Origin of the sequence: Pseudoalteromonas marina, from assembly GCF_000238335.3 — a bacterium.
GTDB lineage: Bacteria > Pseudomonadota > Gammaproteobacteria > Enterobacterales > Alteromonadaceae > Pseudoalteromonas > Pseudoalteromonas marina.
Map to the genome: position 1 here is coordinate 975,247 of NZ_AHCB03000005.1, position 17,890 is coordinate 993,136.

Consider the following 17,890-nt stretch of genomic DNA (forward strand, 5'->3'; position numbering starts at 1 on the left):
CTGGCCTAATAAAGGCTCATATGAGAACCAAATAGCCAACTTATTAAATGGAAACTAAAAAATGTGGCTGTTAAAAGGTTTATACTAACTAAAAAGTAACTACTCTTAGCTATGACTCAGTTTTCTCTTTATAGTCACACAAATCCTCGATTATACAGCTTCCACATTTTGGTTTTCTCGCTGTACACGTATAGCGCCCATGTAAAATAAACCAATGATGGAGGTTAAACATAAACTCTTTTTTATTTGGCGTATTTTTAATTATGGCCTGTTCTGTCTGCTCAACAGTTTTACCTTTAGCGTAACCCGAACGGTTTGCAAGACGTTGGATGTGAGTATCTACTGCTAAAAAGTATCTACCTTCATTATCCTTTAGCCAGCCGAAGGCGGTGTTGAGTACCACATTGGCTGTTTTTCGACCTACGCCGGGTAGGGCTTCTAGGGCTTCGCGGTTTTCAGGTACGATGCTGTCATGTTTATCTACCAATATTTGGCACATTTTATAAACGTTGGCAGCTTTAGAATTAAATAAGCCTATGGTTTTTATATAATCACGGAGTTTATCGTGGCCTATATCTAAAATAGCCTGTGGTGTATTTGCAACAGGGAATAGTTTTCGGGTTGCTTTATTAACACCAACATCAGTGGCTTGCGCTGACAGTGTAACAGCAACAAGTAACTCGAACGGGCTTGAATATTCAAGCTCCGTTTCTGGGTTTGGGTTGTTATCGCGCAAGCGTGTAAGTATTTGGTAGCGTTTTTCTTTATTCATATAACTTAAACGTACTACTTATTTAAAAAGCAGTACGTTTCCCCTTAAGTTAAACTGGTAACACGTGCACGAGGGCCTTTTTCGGCTTCTGGCGGTGCAATTTGTTTTGATTTTATTTGTGCATCAATCACATTTTTAGCGGCTATAAGTAACCCAAGCCCTAAAAATGCGCCAGGTGGTAAAATAGCAAGCAAGAACTGATTGTCAAAGCTAAACACTTCAATGCGTAAACTTTGTGCCCACGGACCCAGTAATAAATCGGCGCTGTCAAATAACGTACCTTGGCCAATGAGTTCTCGCATTGCACCCAGTACAACGAGTACAAGCATAAATCCAAGTCCCATCATTAATCCGTCAAAGGCAGATAAATGAATTGGATTTTTTGAGGCGTACGCTTCGGCGCGGCCTATAATGGCGCAGTTAGTTACAATTAGTGGAATAAATATGCCCAGCGATTGATAAAGTCCAAATGTGTAGGCGTTCATCAGTAATTGAACAATGGTTACAAACCCAGCAATGATCATTACAAAAACGGGAATACGTATATCTTTTGGTACCCAGTTTCGTACAATAGATACACTTACATTTGATCCGATTAATACCAAAAGTGTTGCAAGGCCCAAGCCCAGTGCGTTTGTAACAGTCGATGTCACAGCAAGCAGCGGACAAAGCCCTAAAAGTTGAACAAGAGCAGGGTTGTTTACCCACATCCCTTCTTTGTACAGTGTTTTTAATTCACTCATTGGCTTACCTCTTCACACTGGCTACTTGGGGCTGTAAAAATAGTATCAAACTCATTTTGCGCAAATAATACGGCGTTTTTAACTGAATTTACAACTGCACGAGGCGTAATTGTTGCCCCAGTGAACTGATCAAATTGGCCGTCATCCTTTTTCACAGCCCAGCGGTTATCGTCTTCACTGTGCACCGTTAAGCCTTTGAATGTGGTGATCCATGATGATTTTTTAATTTCTATTTTGTCGCCTAACCCTGGTGTTTCTTCGTGTTTAGTGGTTCGCACACCCGCTACAGTTCCATCGCGTAATATGGCGGTTAAAAGCTTTATATCGCCACTGTAACCGTTTGGTGTTACGTGCCTAACAACAAGGGCGACTGGTTGGTTATTTTTTCGTGCACGGTAGATAACTTGCGAATTATATGGTCCTAGTCGCTCATCTGTAATAACGATACAGTCTTTCGACAAGTCATTGTCGTAGGTATTAGGGTCAAGTACTTCGTGCAATTGTGATGTTAAGTATAGTTGCTCTTGCTCTGCAATTTTATCCGCCGTTAATGCATCAATAGTTGCCACTAGCCCAGTGGTTACAAGGGCAAACGCAGTTAAAATAGCGCCGTTTTTTGCCATAGATGAAACAATCATTTTACTGCTCCATGACCATAAGTACGTGGCTGTGTGTAGTAGTCAATAAGTGGTACTGCAATATTTAGCAATAGTACTGCAAAGGCAACCGCATCAGGAAAACCACCAAAAGTACGAATTAAATAAACAAATAACCCAATTAGTGCGCCGTAAATCAAGCGACCTTTATTTGTGGTTGAGGCCGACACTGGGTCGGTTGCAATAAAAAATGCGCCCATCATAGTTGCGCCACTTAGCAAGTGGAATACAGTACCCGGCTCTGTGCCCGGTGCCGCTATGTAACCAATAGCACTGCATAATGCTAAGCTACCAATAAAACTGACAGGAATATGCCAGTTAATTACTTTTTCTTTTAGTAAATACAACCCGCCAGCTAAAAAACCAAGGTTAACCCACATCCAACCTTGGCCTGCCCATTCGTTAAAAATAGGCTTTTGCATGCTTTCGCTCACTGTTAAACCATGAGCTACATCTGTTTTAATAGTGTCTAGTGGCGTTGCCATTGTAGTGCCATCAATACCTGCACGTACTTGATCTAAGCTATAACCAGTAGAGGTAAAGTCCGTAAAAATAAGCCGTAATTGTTCTATAAAGCCAATAGGGTTACTTGCTAGATCTGTAACAGGTAACCACGCAGTCATTTGCACAGGAAACGATACCAGTAGTAAAACATAAGCTGCCATAGCGGGGTTAAATAGGTTAAAACCTAAGCCACCATAAAGCTGCTTTACAATCACTATGGAAAATAAACAACCAATAATAATAATCCACCACGGTGCAAATGGTGGGATACTCAAGGCAAGTAACACCGCGGTTAACCATGCGCTGCCATCACTTAATGCAGGCCAAACAGGGCGCTTACGTATTAGCATTACTGCTGCTTCAAAAGCAGTGACAGCCACAAAAGCAAGGGCGAGTTGAATAAGTACACCTGTACCAAAAAAGAAAACTTGAGCAATGAGCCCAGGAATACACGCAGCAATAACGGTTAGCATTAATCGTGTTAGCGATTTATGGCTATGATTATGCGGCGAACTGGCCATGGTTAATTTCATGACTGATCATTTCCTTCTTTTTGTAACTTTTTAGCTTTGGCGCGAGCAATAGCGGCGGCCACTGCAGCTTTATTCTTTTCGGCGGCGGTTTGTTCTGGGGTAGCTTCACTTGGCGTTTCAGGCTCAGTTATCGCCACTTGGTCAGTATCTTCATCGCTTTGTGTTTGCTGCGCCTCTTTTGCGGCTTTTTTAGCTTTAGCACGGGCAATCGCAGCCGCTACAGCCGCTTTTTTGTTCTCTGCTGGTGAGTCTGCTTCTGAGCTTTCAGATTTAACATTGTCTGCTTGTTCTACAGTACTGTTCGATTCGTCCAATTGTTCTATTTTATCAGCTTCTTTAGCGGCTTTTTTAGCTTTAGCACGAGCAATTGCAGCGGCTACAGCCGCCTTTTTGTCATCTGCTGGAGAGTCTGTTTGTGACTCTTCAGATTTAACATTACTGGTTGATTTGTCGTTGAGACTTGGCTCATCTGGTTGCTCAGCAGCTTTAGCTGCCTTTTTAGCTTTAGCACGAGCAATTGCGGCGGCTACAGCCGCTTTTTTATCATCAGTAGGCGCTGCTGTATCGGCATCATCTGTATTAGCTTGAGCACCTTGTGCTGCTTTTTTAGCTTTAGCACGAGCAATTGCAGCGGCCACTGCTGATTTTTTATCATCAGCTGGTGCCGTATTGGCATCATCAGGATTAGTTTGAGCACCTTGTGCTTGCGCTGCCTTTTTAGCTTTAGCACGAGCAATTGCGGCGGCTACGGCTGATTTTTGATCATCAGCTGGTGCAGTACTGGCATCATCTGTATTAGTTTGAGCACCTTGTGCTGCCTTTTTAGCTTTAGCACGTGCAATAGCGGCAGCGACTGCGGATTTTTTGTCGTCAGGGGTTGTAGCGTCTTCAGAAAGCTCTTTTTGCTCTTTATATTTGCGAGCTTGCTCTTTGCGCAGTGCACGCTCTTTAGCTACTTCACTATTATCTGGCTCAATCTCTGTATTTTGGCCTTCAAGTTTTTTGGCTTTAGCGCGAGCTATTGCAGCAGCAACGGCTGACTTTTCATTCCCATCGTTCGATTTGTTTTTAACACGGGCAAGGGCATCCGCTACTTTTTGCTTTTCATCATCAGACTTAGCTGGTGCCTTGCGCTTATGACGATTTTTACGCTCTTCTTGTTCACGCTCTAAACGCTCCTTGCGCGCATCAAAGCGTTCTTTTGCTCTATCTGCTTTTATTTTTTCAGCTTGTTGTTCTTTTATTTCAACTTTAGCCACTCGGTAATATTGCACAAGTGGGATTTCGCTTGGGCACACATACGCACAGGCACCACATTCAATACAATCAAACAGGTTATGTTCTTGAAGTTTGTCGTACTCTTTAGATTTTGCAAACCACTGTAATTGTTGCGGTAGTAACGAAGCCGGGCACGCGTCTGCACACGCACTACAGCGTATACAGGCTTTTTCAGGTCCTGGCTCTGCAAGCTCTTTATGATCAGGGGCTAAAATACAGTTAGTTGTTTTAATTACACCAATCCGTACGGTGGGCAATGTAAAGCCCATCATTGGGCCACCCATTACAACACGTTGTTGTGGTACTGGCGAAAACCCTTGGCAGTCGAGCAGGTGTTTGATTTCTGTACCTAATAAAGCCCATACATTACCTGGTTTGTGTATAGTGTTACCCGTTACTGTAACCACTCGCTCTATAAGAGGTTTCCCTTCGTAAACAGCTTGTTGTACGGCATAAAGGGTACCTGTATTGTGCATGAGTACACCAATATCAGCAGGAATTCCCATGCTGGGTACTTCACGATTAGTCAGCAGTTTTATTAGTTGTTTTTCGCCACCTGAGGGATAAACTGTTGGCACGGTTTGAACAATAATTTTGTTGTTATGTTCAGCCGCTTTAGTCATTGCAGCAATAGCTTCTGGCTTATTGTCTTCTATGCCCACAATACACACTGTTGGGTCTAAAAGTTGCTGCATTAATTCGATGCCTTGGACAATTTCAGCAGCGTGCTCACGCATTAGTGTGTCGTCAGCGGTTATATAGGGTTCACATTCCACAGCATTGACAACAAAGAAATCTATTTTTTGTTTTGTATCGGCCTTGATATAAGTTGGAAAACCAGCGCCACCCATGCCACTGATACCCGCTTGATGAATTATATCAACTAACTGCGTATGGCTCAGTGTTTTTGGCTCACTTATTGGGTTAAGTGTGCACCACTCGTCTTTTCCATCAGGCTCAATAACAACACTTAGCTCTGGCAGTGCAGACGGGTGAGCCGAGGGCTTTGGCGCTATTTCTGTAATAACACCCGAACTAGGAGCATGTACTGGTACAGACCAGTTAGCAACGGGTTTAGTTAAGGCTTGACCTTTAAGTACGCGTTGGCCTTTTTCTACAAGTAATTTACCATTAGCGCCAATGTGTTGTTTTAGCGCAACTACAAGTTTGTCAGGTAGTGGAAGGCGAGCAATATTTGCACCGTTAGAAAGTGATTTTTGCTGTGGAGGATGCACGCCGCCAGGAAATTGCCAAACAGTACCTTTTTGTATTTGTTCAAGTAACTTTTCCACTCAAACCTCTAATCTATTTGTGTAACAGGAATAGCATCTAACTGCCATTTCCAGTTTTGTTTTGTTTCAGCAACCGGTAGCATATCAATACAATCTACAGGGCAGGGCTCAACGCATAAATCACAACCTGTGCATTCGTCTATTAAAACAGTATGCATTTGGCGAGTAGCACCTACAATGGCATCTACAGGGCAGGCTTGAATACATTTGGTACAGCCAATACATTCGTCTTCGCGTATGTATGCAACGGTTTTAATTGGCTCGGCTTGCTCTCCACCGGCAAGGGGTTTCTCATCAACGCCCATCAGGCCAGCAAGCTTTTTCATGGTGGCTTCACCACCAGGCGGGCACTTATTAATTTCATCCCCATTGGCAATTGCTTCTGCATAGGGGCGACAGCCTGGGTAACCACATTGACCACATTGCGTTTGCGGTAAAATGGTATCGATTTGTTCAACAATGGGGTTACTTTCTACGCGAAAGCGTATTGCAGCAAAGCCTAAAATTAACCCAAAAACCAGCGCGAGTGAGCCAAGCGCAATTAAGGCATAAAACAAGGTCATATTAAAATTTCACTAATCCGGTAAAACCCATAAACGCCATAGACATAAGGCCGGCGGTTATCATAGCAATAGAGGCACCTTTAAAAGGTGTAGGAACATCAGCAGCAGCAAGGCGTTCGCGCAGCGCTGCAAATAGTACGAGCACTAATGAAAAGCCAACCGCAGCACCAAAACCGTACACTGCTGATTGTAAAAACGAGTGGTCTTCTTTTATATTAAGTAAAGCAACACCTAGTACTGCACAGTTTGTAGTAATAAGTGGTAAAAATATACCCAATAAACGGTAGAGTGTAGGGCTTGTTTTACGTACCACCATTTCTGTAAATTGCACTACAACGGCAATAACTAAAATAAAGCTCATGGTGCGTAAAAATTCTATATCCAAAGGGATTAAAATATACTGATTAACCAAGTAACTAGTTACTGAAGCAAGCGTAAGTACAAAGGTGGTAGCTAAAGACATGCCGATTGCTGTATCAAGTTTTCCTGATACACCCATAAACGGACATAAGCCTAAAAATTGTACTAACACAAAGTTATTAACTAGAACGGTTCCAATCAATAACAATACATATTCAGTCATGCGAGCCTCGCGCTTTTAAAGTCCCGTGTATTATCCTTTTTTCTGCCCTGATTAACAACATGTGCAGTGATTATCATTTAAATAAACATTATTAAATTAACTAACAGTAATAATGATGTAATAGACCTATGAGTTAGACATACTTTTTTCTTTAACATGATGACTTTAATCATACTAATTTAAGGGGGACAGTGATCACCGTAGCGCTAAATAAAGGGGAAGGGCACAAACAAAAAAAGAGCAACGAGTGCTCTTTTTTAAAATAGGGGGTTAAATATCTTTCGGCTTTTCGATGTAGTAGCCTTGAACGCCATCTAAGCACAAGGTTTCTATTATGTGTTTTTCTTCTTGGCTCTCTACACCTTCGGCAAATACACTCACTCCAATCCTGTGTGCTAGATCTACCATTAGACGCATAAAGTATTGATTATTTTTATCGTCTTCTAAACCGCGAGTGTAACTGGCATCCATTTTTATGAAATCGGGTTTTAAATCACGGAAAAACTTGAATGATGTTAAACCGACGCCAAATCGCTCAACGGTAATACGTGCACCTACTCGGTGAACCATATCAATAAAGCGTTTACTGGCTTTAATATTTTGTTGTAAACCAAATTCACTTACTTCGAAAACGAGTTTAGATGCGATATGGGTATCTTTTAATAGGCGACGCTCTAGCCAAATTACAAACTGATCGTTATGTGCACTTGAGGCCGTTACATTTAAGCCAAAGAATTTCTCGGATAAGTTACGGCTTTTCACTTTTTCAAGCGATGAGTCAATAATAAGGCGGTCAATTTCTATTGCCATATCGAGTTTTTCAGCCATGGCTAAAAAAGATGCAGTAGGGAGCATTTGATTATCTTCGGTTTTAAACCTAACCTGTATCTCGGCGTATGCCTTAATGCTTTTACCCAAAGGCATAATATTTTGCATTACTAAATGCACGCGCTTTGATTCAATAACTTCGTTTATTACTTTACGCCAGTTTTGGTTACCAAAGCCTGCGCTTACATTGTTAACTAAATCGGTTTCGCGTTGTACGTGCCATGCATTAGTTTGCTTAGACTGAGCCATACTCATCGCGTTATCAACCACCGAAAGTAGCTCGCCTAATGGTTTACCTTTTTCGTAACCCACTATGCCGGTATTAGCCACAGAGCTTAATTCTTGGTTTTGTTGATATTGAGTAAAGCGGGACTGTAAGTTTTCACCAAAACGCTCAGCTTCTTTAAGCGGTGTATGCGGTAAAATAACAGCAAAGTCAGAGCTGTTTAGTCTAAACAATTGGCTGCCAGTATAAGTGCCGCTCAAGTGTTTAATTATATCAGCAACACCTCTTACGTACTCGTCACCTTTTTGGTAGCCACGGCTTTGATTAATTGCTTGTAACTCACTACAGCGCACCATAGCTAACGAGCCAAACGTACTTTGCTCGCAGTTCTCTATATGCTTTTCATAATACTCAACAAACATATTTCGGTTGCCTAAAGAAGTAATAACGTCTTTATAGGCTTCTTGTTTAATGCTCATTGCTGCATTTTGTATATCTTGACTTTTAGACTTTAAAAAGTGCGATAACCGGTTAAAGCTTGGAACTAAATCTTTCCCCAGCTTTTTGAGACTAGAACCATCGAGTGCAGTTTGTAGATCGTCATCAATTTGGTTTTGATTAATATATATATCAATGATGTCAGATACCGTAGTGCTGATATTTTTGTTCAGCTGGTAAAAAATTGACTTAAGTAAGATGATAGGAATGATCACCAACACCGCTGATATAAGTATTACTATGAAGAGGGCCGTTTGTAGCTGCGAAGCTAGTTGTTGAATGTTTAGCGTAAATTCTACTTTTACATCTGCTGCATCGTTGACAGCAAATTGAGGACGTATAGAGTTAAATTGAGACTGAATAAACTCGGCGAATGCTGGCAACTCTTCAGACGAACTAACACTAAAAACTTCCGCGCCTTGATAATCTCTAAGCGTGAAGTTTGAAAAGGTATTGCCGTTTGCAATTGATTTTTTTAAATTTTCTGCAGAAATATCGTCTATAGACAGCTCATTTATATACTTACTAACGGTTACTTGAGCACTTTTTTGTGCTTCGCTCACCGCGTTATCAAAGCCCACTGAAATGAAGTAGCTTCCTGCTGCAACACACAATAACCAAGATATTATTTGTATTAAAATAAGTTTTTTAAATCCAGCCATTTTTTCAATCTTTTTGATATTACAGAGGAAAGGAATCAAGTCCTTGATTATTTAACTAAATGCAACATTTATTAGTTTTTTTTCAATGTTTTAGTTCTAGAGTAGAAGGGTAGTGGAAATAGTAGTAAATGTCTATGGAATTGTTGAGAATTGGCTCCCCCTCCCCGACTCGAACGGGGGACCTGCGGATTAACAGTCCGTCGCTCTAACCAACTGAGCTAAGGGGGAACTAAATTTTGACTTGTATGATATTGGCTCCCCCTCCCCGACTCGAACGGGGGACCTGCGGATTAACAGTCCGTCGCTCTAACCAACTGAGCTAAGGGGGAACTACATCATATACATAAACTTGGCTCCCCCTCCCCGACTCGAACGGGGGACCTGCGGATTAACAGTCCGTCGCTCTAACCAACTGAGCTAAGGGGGAATCGTTTATGGTTAAAAAGCTTGGCTCCCCCTCCCCGACTCGAACGGGGGACCTGCGGATTAACAGTCCGTCGCTCTAACCAACTGAGCTAAGGGGGAAGCGTCTTGCCTTTCAACGGGGCGAAATATTAATGACCGCGCTGCAAAGTGTCAACATATAAAAGTCATAAATTAAAAAAAGAGGTTTATTCGTTGTTTTTATGTGCAATCTGCGTGTTTTATAGCTTTATTTGAAACCATTTATTGGCCTTTCAATAAAACCATCAGTAGTAAATTAGCGCTAAGTGATCGTTTGCTATAGCCAATTGAGTAAATAAAATACGACTTTGAAATGATTTGGTCTGTGTAAAACACAAAATTTAAAAGTACTGACTCTTCGTTTTAGCTATTTATACTCAAAAACCTGACGTTAGGGTATTTTTAATCCTAAGTAATAAAATCTAAAGCGTATGCTTTTTAAACGTTTGTAATTTTAGCACCTAACCATATACGCAAGTAAAAGCAAAGGTGCTCATAAATAATACAATCAATAACTTGCAATTATAAATGCTAAAAACAGGTTAGCTTAATAATCACATTGCAAATAAAATTTACTAACCTGATGAAATAGGTTTGCAAAGGTTATAAACAATATAAAAGCAAATCTCATCACTTTTTAAGTTAGTAGTAAAAATGTATCTCTCTTAAACCCTTTATAAATGCGGGGTCCAATGAGTTATCCACGGTTTCTGTGGATAACTCTGTTTATGAAACTTTAAGAACATCAGCAGCACCAGTAATTTAGAGTGCTACAACGATTTCAAGCTTTTAAATCATTATTTTTATTTTATTTAAAAACAATGGCTTAAGGTTTTTGTTTTATTGTGTGTGATACGATGAGTGGAATTTTTCGTTACGATAAATCAAAAAGGAAGTTTGTGCAAAAAAGCATCAGGTAACGCGTGTGTTTTGTAATAAAAGTAACAATTATGTGTCTTAATTGTTTTTTGGCGCGTTAACCCGCTGTTTTAACAAAACCGTTTAAAAAGCAACGTTTACTTCAAGGGCGCATTTTAAGCGGTTTTCTTGCATTAAATCTATTGATAAATCCGTGGCTTGAATTGCCCTGATGCTTTAAAATGATCAACTCAGTAAAAGAGGCTATTTATTTCATGCGCGTAACACAAAATACCAAGACTCGCCCAGATTTACTAAACGATCCCATCTTGCCCACGTTGAAAACCATGACTGTTCCAATGATTTTTGGCATGATCATGTTAATGATGTTTAATATTGTTGATACCTTTTTTATTAGTTTGTTAGGTACTGAGCCCCTTGCGGCAGTGAGCTTTACATTCCCTGTTACATTTACAGTCATTAGTTTGGCTATAGGGTTAGGAATAGGTACTTCAGCTGTCATTGCAAAAGCATTAGGCAGTAACAAAATAGATGAAGCCCGATTTGATGCCAGCATCTCTATAATGGTGGCTGTTGTATTGGTGCTTGCGTTATCGCTTATTGGTTATCTACTTATTGACCCTGTATTTACATTATTGGGGGCAGGACAGCAGGTGCTTCCGTTAATTCATGACTACATGAATATTTGGTTTATTGGCAGTGTATTTTTGATCACACCAATGATTGGCAACTCCGTATTACGTGCCAGTGGCGATACTAAAACGCCAAGTATTGTAATGGGAGGGGCTGGGCTAATAAATGCAATACTTGACCCAATGCTGATATTTGGTTTTGGCCCTATACCTGCTATGGGTATTCAAGGAGCTGCGATTGCAAGTGTAATAGCTTGGGCTGTAGCAGTTGTGATTATTTTATATATATTAACTGTAAAAAAGCGACTACTTAGCTTAAAAGCAGGCTCACAAACGGTTGTGGGGGCAATCCGAAAAATCTTAAAAATAGGTGTGCCGGCTGCAGGTGCTAATATGCTCACGCCTGTTGCAATGGCAGTTATGACTGCACTTGTTGCTAATCATGGCCCTGAGGCTGTTGCCGCGTTTGGTGTTGGTAGCAGAATAGAGTCTATTGCAAGTATTTTAGTGCTTGCCTTATCAATGACACTCCCTCCATTTGTTAGTCAAAATTTTGGGGCTGGAAAGTTATGTAGAGTGAAAGATGCATACATAGGTACCTTGAAGTTCGTCATGGTTTGGCAGTTCATAATTTATATTTTACTGATTATTTTTTCTGGCGTTATAAGTCAGTTATTTGGTAAAGAGCAAGCGGTAATAGATGTAATTAAACTTTTTATTTATATCATTCCACTTAGTTATGGCCTGCAAGGTGTGATCATATTATCAAACTCATCGTTTAATGCTTTGCATAAACCAATGAACGCGCTGTTTTTAAGTATTATTCGGTTGTTTGTTTTCTATGTTCCGTTTGCTTATTTAGGTAGTCATTTTGCAGGGTTAACGGGATTATTTATAGGTGCTGCTGTCGGTAATTTATTTACCGCATTGGTAGCGTATAAATGGTTTATAAAAGAGCTTGAGTCTTTGAGCAGTCAGTCGTTACAGGAGTGCAATAGTTGAGTGATCATTTTCAGTTAAAATCACAGTTTAAACCAGCAGGGGATCAACCCACCGCAATAAAGCAGTTGTGCGAAGGTTTAGAGGCCGGGCTTGCTCATCAAACATTGTTAGGGGCTACAGGTACGGGTAAAACCTTCACCATGGCTAATATTATTAGCGACTTAAATCGCCCAACAATTATTATGGCCCACAATAAAACGTTGGCTGCGCAGCTTTATGGTGAAATGAAAGAGTTTTTTCCTAAAAATGCCGTTGAATATTTTGTTTCTTATTACGACTATTACCAACCAGAGGCCTATGTTGTATCGAGCGATACGTTTATCGAAAAAGATGCTTCAATAAATGAGCACATAGAACAAATGCGTTTAAGTGCTACTAAAGCACTTCTTGAACGCCGCGATACCATTATTGTTGCATCGGTTTCAGCTATTTATGGTTTGGGTGACCCCCAGTCATACATGAAAATGATGTTGCTTTTAAAAGTAGGCGAAAAAGTTGACCAGCGTGACATGCTTCGCCGCTTAGCCGAAATACAATATACCCGTAACGACATAGAGTTTAGCCGAGGTACTTACCGAGTTCGCGGCGAAGTGGTCGACATATTCCCGGCAGAGTCAGAAACATACGCAGTGCGGGTAGAAATGTTTGACGACGAAATAGAGCGCTTGAGTATTTTTGATCCGCTGACAGGTGCTGTTGAAAAACATATTGTGCGTGCCACTATTTATCCTAAAACGCACTATGTAACTCCGCGAGAAAAAATTCTAGGCGCAATCGAAAATATTAAAATAGAACTAAAAGATAGAAGAGCTCAATTACTCAGTGCCAATAAATTGGTAGAAGAGCAGCGTATTGCGCAGCGCACTCAGTACGATATAGAAATGATGACCGAGTTGGGTTATTGCTCGGGAATAGAAAACTACAGTCGATATTTATCGGGGCGAACCCCTGGCGATCCGCCACCAACATTGCTTGATTACCTGCCTGATGACGCATTAATGATTATTGATGAATCCCATGTAACGGTGTCGCAAATTGGCGCTATGTATAAAGGCGACAGAAGCCGTAAAGAAAACCTTGTAGAATATGGTTTTAGAATGCCCTCAGCCATGGATAATCGCCCACTTAGGTTTGAAGAGTTTGAAGCCATTGCTCCGCAAACCATTTATGTATCGGCAACGCCTGGTGACTTTGAAATGGAGCGCAGTGGCGGGGAAGTTGCAGAGCAAATTATTCGTCCAACAGGACTTTTAGACCCGCTTATAGAAGTAAGGCCTGTTGGCGATCAAGTTGATGATTTATTATCAGAAATATACCAATGTGTTGAAAAAGGTGAGCGCGTATTAGTGACTACGCTTACTAAACGTATGTCTGAAGATTTAACCGACTACCTAAGTGAACACGGCGTAAAAGTACGTTATTTGCATTCAGACATAGATACTGTAGAGCGCGTAGAGATAATTCGTGATTTACGCGCAGGGGTGTTTGACGTGCTAGTAGGCATTAACTTACTAAGAGAAGGTTTGGATATGCCTGAAGTGGCGCTGGTTGCGATACTGGATGCCGACAAAGAAGGCTTTTTACGTTCAACGCGCTCGCTTATTCAAACTATTGGTCGTGCCGCGCGTCACCTAGATGGCCGTGCTATTTTATATGGCGATAAAGTGACTAAATCTATGGCAAAAGCGATAGATGAAACAAGCCGCAGGCGCGAAATTCAACATCAATACAATATAGATAACGGCATAGAGCCACGTGCTTTAGCCAAAAAGATTCTTGATGTGATGGATGTAGGTGAAGAAGCTGGCCCTAAAGATAACCTACAACTTATTCGTAAAGAGTCTAAAAAGGTGCTTAGCGCGAAAGAAATTGCAGCGCAAATCAAGCAGCTTGAAACTAAAATGCACGCGTATGCGAGTAATTTAGAATTTGAAAAGGCGGGCTCTGTGCGCGACGAAATACACGAACTACAACAACAGTTGATTAATTAAAAAATGACTATAAATTTTACGCCTCTTATCACGGCACTTGAGAGTGCCCCTATTTTAAATAACGAACTGTGTCGTGTTTTTCACGGGCGAGGCCATAGTATTGAGGCATTAAGCCACTTAAATTTAGATTTTTACCCGCCAAGCTTATTTTTAGTCTCTTACGATGAAATAGACGACAACACGCTTAATCAGCTAACCGAAACACTTTGGCAGTGGGCGCAAGCGCATTACCCAGAGTTAATTACCTCGCTTGTTTATCAGCAGCGCGCAGGTGTACAAAGCCAAAATACCGTTATGTTTGGAGCGCTTCCTAACCCGCATACAGTAACCGAAAACGGAATTCGCTTTTTAGTTGATTTGCAAAGCCGCCAAAATACGGGGATTTTTCCAGATATGCGAAGCGGCCGTGAGTTTGTAATGGCGAATAGTAAGCATGGCAAAGTACTTAATTTATTTTCGTACACGTGCGGCTTTTCGTTAGCAGCAATGCAGGGCGGCGCTGATCACGTAATGAATATGGATATGAGCAAAGGAGTACTCAAAGTAGGTAAGCAAAACCATCAGTTAAATGGCTTTGACAAAGGCGTGAGTTACTTACCTCACGATATTTTAAAGTCGTTTGGTAAATTAAAAAAAGCGGCCCCGTTTGATCTAATTATTGTTGATCCACCAAGTTTTCAAAAAGGTAGCTTTATTTTAACTAAAGATTACCAAAAAGTGCTTCGTAGGCTCCCTGAGTTACTTAATCAAACAACTAAATTACTCTTATGCGCTAATAGCCCCGAGCTAACTGAGGATGCATTTAAAGCACTTATTGCTGAGCACACACAAGGTGCGATTGAATTTGTAGCGCGCCTTGCACCTACCGCACGCTTTATTGAAATAGACAGTGATAAAAGTTTAAAAGCGCTTGTCTATAAAATGTCACATTCGCCTGATTAAATGAAGCTCAGTAAACGACTGGCTGCGATTGATGCGCTGATCACTCGCCAGCAAAACACTATTTGGGATTGCTGCTGCGATCATGGCTATTTGGGAATGGCTTTGTTAAAGCGCTCAGCTGCGGATAAGGTCATATTTGTTGATATTTTATCCAATGTCATGGCCGACCTTGAGGCAACGCTTACACGTAACAAAAAACTAAGGACGCCTGGTGATAAAAAGCCTGAATGGCAGGTCTTGTGTCAGGACGTTGGAAGTATAAAGCTTGATGATGTAGTAAATCAGGTAGTGGTTATAGCGGGTATAGGTGGTGAACTAGCGCTGCGTTTAGTGCAGCAAATAATAGCTAACAACTCGCCAGAGTCTGTAAAGCATGTGCGATTTATTTTATGCCCAATTCACCACACCTATTTACTGCGCAGTGGTTTACACACGCTTAATTTGGGTTTGCATAGTGAGCACATCATAAGCGATAAAAACCGTATATACGAACTCATAGAGGTTAGCTTTAAAAGCAACCAAACGGTAAGTAAAACAGGTGATGCCATGTGGGACTTAAATAATAAACAGCATACGGCTTACATTCAACGACTGTTAAATCATTATAATAAAATGCTCAATAAAGATGAGCTTTATTATCAAAAAGTTATAAGCGACTATCAAAGTCTATACGATAGTTAAAAAAGCCCAATTTTGTCGGGCGGCTGTGATCTAATTACATAGCAAAACACGTAATGTAAGCACAGTTAATATCTTGCCCAGTGCGAGTTTATTTGGTTTATTTATGTCAGATAAAAATAGTCACCTAAATACGTTACTCAGTAACGACAAAAAATGGCAACATAGCTACGAGCAGCCAATTCCCTATGCGCCGCTTGTGCAATTAGCTAATAATAATTGGGTCGTTCCACAGCATTTTTTACGTTACAAGCATACACTTAAAAGTGTAAATGAAGTGCTCGAAAGCATAGAGTTTTCGGCGCACTTTAGAGTTCTTGCTGCACAAAAAGGCGATGAAATATACCTACAAGTTGCAGTACTAAGCCCTGACAACTACAAAAAAAGTGGCCATCAAAATGCCGATAAAGCAAAAAAATTGCTATTTGGTAGGCGCTGGATAGTAGAAGAAAACTTACCGACCTCAGAACTTATTCAAACTGCTTTTTTAGCTTTAAAAGTAGCGCGTGAGCACGAAGTGAGAGAGTTGTTTCAGTTAAAACAAAATGGTGCAATTAGCACACCGTTTAATAATCATCACGACTTACCTGTCATGGCGCAAAACCCTGAACTAGTCATACAAGCTCGGCATAATGATGACATTAATGATTTAATCAGCCGTATTGTTTTTGCTGACTCGACTGTTGAGCTTACCAGCCATCAAGTTATAAACGAGCAGCAACACTTGTATACAGTAAAGCTTCATTGCGACAACGCTCAGCTTAATGAATTTAATAACAAAACAATTGCGTTTTTAACTACGGGTTCGTCTACTAACCACTTTTTACATGGTTTTATTACAGCCTTAGTTAATACTAGCAACGACTACGTAAATGAGCAGTTTAAGTATCAAGGTTTTGCCCGCTTTAGTAAAAGTGTGGCGGTAGAAAGTATTGGTAAGTTAAGCATTGCAATGCGCTCACCAAATACAGTTGATTTGTGCTCAATGGGTAAGCAAGAAGCTAATCAATTAAACTTCGAAATAGACAGCGGGCGAGCACCTCAGGGGTGTGGACAAGCTATAGGTGGGTTTCTAGCAGCCCATGGAATAGAGCAACCAGAAAATGCCCATTTATACCCAAACTACCTTTAAGGGCCTTAGTGAACAAGTAAGCGTTTAACAACGCTTACAGTTTGTTTATTTCTTGCTTAACGTTAAAGCTTGAGTCGGTCACAATGGCTTCGAGTGTTTGTACACGTTCTTTTAGTGCAACCACTTCTGCTTTTGTTTCAGCAAGTTGTTTATGAGCATCGCTATTGTTGTTTTGCATTTTATGTTTAAACTCTAAATGCTTTTTATACATATCGTAAACCACACCCGAACCCACAGATATAAGCACGATAAGTACAATCATCGTAGTACCAGACATAACTATATTCCTTTTATATTTTTATTTTTAAAGTATACGCTTTCTTCCATTTAGATAAAGCTGACAATTGTAACTTTATTTGTAAAGGGCGATGATTTGAAATCAATCAATTAACACAGTGGCTATATACATGTAAATCAGTGCTTTTTATCTGGTGTTCATACTTTATACAGTAACAGGGTTGTTTAATGTCAAATCAATCGCCATATAGTTACTAACACACTATTTTATAAACTAATTTTATCAGAGAGTTATTATGCTAAATAATAAAATACCTCCCGTTATAGTTGTTCTATTTTTTGCAGGCATTATGGCGCTTATAGCGCATTACAGTGTTATTGACTTTACTGTATTTGTTGCCTACTTGGCGGCAAGTTTAGTTATTATTGGTTGTGCAAGCTGTGTTGCGGGTGTTGTGAGCTTTAAGCTAGCCAAAACCACAGTAAACCCCAATAAACCAGAACAGGCATCAAAATTAGTTACCAGCGGTATTTACCGAATTTCACGTAATCCCATGTATTTAGGATTTGCATTTATTTTAGCTGGGTGGGGTGTGTGGTTAAGCTCTGTTTGGGCAATGTTAGGTGTTATTGGGTTTATTGGCTATTTAACGTTGTTTCAAATAATGCCAGAAGAACGTGCGCTTACTAAATTATTTGGTGATGAATTTACTATCTATAAAGCTCGCGTAAGGCGCTGGCTATAGAGTCTGAAATGCCGTGTAATTAATTTACTATGCAATAAAAAAGGCTATGTAACATAGCCTTTCTCTTTT

15 protein-coding genes and 4 tRNA genes are annotated in these 17,890 nt (G+C 40.4%); 6 read left to right on the forward strand and 13 right to left on the reverse strand.

The window, feature by feature from the left end:
• Positions 1 to 109: 109 nt before the first annotated feature.
• From nth to PMAN_RS04695, 12 genes are all read right to left on the reverse strand, one after another.
• Positions 110 to 772 carry an endonuclease III gene (nth, locus tag PMAN_RS04640; RefSeq protein ID WP_010557532.1) on the reverse strand — a complete coding sequence of 221 codons (663 nt, stop codon included), beginning with the start codon at positions 770 to 772 and terminating at the stop codon, positions 110 to 112.
• 44 nt (positions 773 to 816) lie between these two features.
• Entirely contained in the window at positions 817 to 1,515 is a 699-nt protein-coding gene (locus PMAN_RS04645; RefSeq protein ID WP_008131414.1) for an electron transport complex subunit E, read from the reverse strand.
• On the reverse strand, positions 1,512 to 2,153 hold the full coding sequence (gene rsxG, locus PMAN_RS04650; protein WP_010557533.1) for an electron transport complex subunit RsxG: 642 nt from the start codon (positions 2,151 to 2,153) through the stop codon (positions 1,512 to 1,514). The genes PMAN_RS04645 and rsxG overlap by 4 nt, the downstream gene beginning before the upstream one ends.
• A complete protein-coding gene (rsxD, locus tag PMAN_RS04655; RefSeq protein ID WP_010557534.1) occupies positions 2,150 to 3,208 on the reverse strand; it encodes an electron transport complex subunit RsxD in 1,059 nt (352 codons plus the stop codon). The genes rsxG and rsxD overlap by 4 nt, the downstream gene beginning before the upstream one ends.
• Complete coding sequence (gene rsxC / locus PMAN_RS04660) at positions 3,205 to 5,778, reverse strand: electron transport complex subunit RsxC (RefSeq protein ID WP_010557535.1); 2,574 nt, start codon at positions 5,776 to 5,778, stop codon at positions 3,205 to 3,207. The genes rsxD and rsxC overlap by 4 nt, the downstream gene beginning before the upstream one ends.
• A gap of 8 nt (positions 5,779 to 5,786) precedes the next feature.
• Entirely contained in the window at positions 5,787 to 6,341 is a 555-nt protein-coding gene (rsxB, locus tag PMAN_RS04665; protein WP_006794774.1) for an electron transport complex subunit RsxB, read from the reverse strand.
• Position 6,342: 1 nt separating this feature from the next.
• On the reverse strand, positions 6,343 to 6,924 hold the full coding sequence (rsxA, locus tag PMAN_RS04670) for an electron transport complex subunit RsxA (RefSeq protein WP_008134172.1): 582 nt from the start codon (positions 6,922 to 6,924) through the stop codon (positions 6,343 to 6,345).
• Between the two features lie 270 nt (positions 6,925 to 7,194).
• Positions 7,195 to 9,138: an EAL domain-containing protein gene (locus PMAN_RS04675; protein WP_008131405.1), complete on the reverse strand. Its 1,944-nt coding sequence runs from the start codon at positions 9,136 to 9,138 to the stop codon at positions 7,195 to 7,197.
• Positions 9,139 to 9,289: 151 nt separating this feature from the next.
• Positions 9,290 to 9,366 (reverse strand) — tRNA-Asn (locus PMAN_RS04680).
• Between the two features lie 24 nt (positions 9,367 to 9,390).
• Positions 9,391 to 9,467: transfer RNA gene (locus PMAN_RS04685), tRNA-Asn, on the reverse strand.
• 21 nt (positions 9,468 to 9,488) lie between these two features.
• A tRNA-Asn gene (locus PMAN_RS04690) sits at positions 9,489 to 9,565 on the reverse strand.
• A gap of 21 nt (positions 9,566 to 9,586) precedes the next feature.
• Positions 9,587 to 9,663 (reverse strand) — tRNA-Asn (locus PMAN_RS04695).
• A gap of 1,052 nt (positions 9,664 to 10,715) precedes the next feature.
• Between PMAN_RS04695 and PMAN_RS04700 the strand changes: the two genes are divergently transcribed.
• From PMAN_RS04700 to PMAN_RS04720, 5 genes are all read left to right on the forward strand, one after another.
• Positions 10,716 to 12,095: an MATE family efflux transporter gene (locus tag PMAN_RS04700; protein ID WP_010557536.1), complete on the forward strand. Its 1,380-nt coding sequence runs from the start codon at positions 10,716 to 10,718 to the stop codon at positions 12,093 to 12,095.
• Positions 12,092 to 14,086, forward strand: a complete 1,995-nt coding sequence (gene uvrB / locus PMAN_RS04705) for an excinuclease ABC subunit UvrB (protein ID WP_008129815.1) — start codon at positions 12,092 to 12,094, stop codon at positions 14,084 to 14,086. The genes PMAN_RS04700 and uvrB overlap by 4 nt, the downstream gene beginning before the upstream one ends.
• 3 nt (positions 14,087 to 14,089) lie before the next feature.
• Positions 14,090 to 15,028 carry a class I SAM-dependent methyltransferase gene (locus tag PMAN_RS04710; RefSeq protein ID WP_010557537.1) on the forward strand — a complete coding sequence of 313 codons (939 nt, stop codon included), beginning with the start codon at positions 14,090 to 14,092 and terminating at the stop codon, positions 15,026 to 15,028.
• Positions 15,029 to 15,709, forward strand: coding sequence for a tRNA (adenine(22)-N(1))-methyltransferase TrmK (locus PMAN_RS04715; protein WP_010557538.1), 681 nt, complete (start codon positions 15,029 to 15,031; stop codon positions 15,707 to 15,709). It begins immediately after the preceding gene.
• 103 nt (positions 15,710 to 15,812) lie between these two features.
• Positions 15,813 to 16,838, forward strand: a complete 1,026-nt coding sequence (locus tag PMAN_RS04720; protein ID WP_010557539.1) for a hypothetical protein — start codon at positions 15,813 to 15,815, stop codon at positions 16,836 to 16,838.
• Positions 16,839 to 16,872: 34 nt separating this feature from the next.
• On the opposite strand, the gene PMAN_RS04725 is transcribed toward PMAN_RS04720, so the two are convergent.
• Positions 16,873 to 17,115, reverse strand: a complete 243-nt coding sequence (locus tag PMAN_RS04725) for a hypothetical protein (protein WP_008129811.1) — start codon at positions 17,113 to 17,115, stop codon at positions 16,873 to 16,875.
• A 256-nt stretch (positions 17,116 to 17,371) separates the two neighbouring features.
• Here PMAN_RS04725 and PMAN_RS04730 point away from each other — a divergent pair, with 256 nt between their 5' ends.
• On the forward strand, positions 17,372 to 17,821 hold the full coding sequence (locus PMAN_RS04730; protein WP_006792319.1) for a methyltransferase family protein: 450 nt from the start codon (positions 17,372 to 17,374) through the stop codon (positions 17,819 to 17,821).
• The last annotated feature ends 69 nt before the right edge of the window (positions 17,822 to 17,890 follow it).

Bases quoted from the DNA above. Each gene is read 5' to 3' on its own strand.
- nth (WP_010557532.1), bottom strand. From the start codon at position 772: ATGAATAAAGAAAAACGCTACCAAATACTTACACGCTTGCGCGATAAC.
- PMAN_RS04730 (WP_006792319.1), top strand. From the start codon at position 17,372: ATGCTAAATAATAAAATACCTCCCGTTATAGTTGTTCTATTTTTTGCA.
- PMAN_RS04710 (WP_010557537.1), top strand. From the start codon at position 14,090: ATGACTATAAATTTTACGCCTCTTATCACGGCACTTGAGAGTGCCCCT.
- PMAN_RS04675 (WP_008131405.1), bottom strand. From the start codon at position 9,138: ATGGCTGGATTTAAAAAACTTATTTTAATACAAATAATATCTTGGTTA.
- rsxA (WP_008134172.1), bottom strand. From the start codon at position 6,924: ATGACTGAATATGTATTGTTATTGATTGGAACCGTTCTAGTTAATAAC.
- PMAN_RS04700 (WP_010557536.1), top strand. From the start codon at position 10,716: ATGCGCGTAACACAAAATACCAAGACTCGCCCAGATTTACTAAACGAT.
- rsxG (WP_010557533.1), bottom strand. From the start codon at position 2,153: ATGATTGTTTCATCTATGGCAAAAAACGGCGCTATTTTAACTGCGTTT.
- PMAN_RS04715 (WP_010557538.1), top strand. From the start codon at position 15,029: ATGAAGCTCAGTAAACGACTGGCTGCGATTGATGCGCTGATCACTCGC.
- PMAN_RS04720 (WP_010557539.1), top strand. From the start codon at position 15,813: ATGTCAGATAAAAATAGTCACCTAAATACGTTACTCAGTAACGACAAA.
- PMAN_RS04645 (WP_008131414.1), bottom strand. From the start codon at position 1,515: ATGAGTGAATTAAAAACACTGTACAAAGAAGGGATGTGGGTAAACAAC.
- rsxD (WP_010557534.1), bottom strand. From the start codon at position 3,208: ATGAAATTAACCATGGCCAGTTCGCCGCATAATCATAGCCATAAATCG.
- rsxB (WP_006794774.1), bottom strand. From the start codon at position 6,341: ATGACCTTGTTTTATGCCTTAATTGCGCTTGGCTCACTCGCGCTGGTT.
- PMAN_RS04725 (WP_008129811.1), bottom strand. From the start codon at position 17,115: ATGTCTGGTACTACGATGATTGTACTTATCGTGCTTATATCTGTGGGT.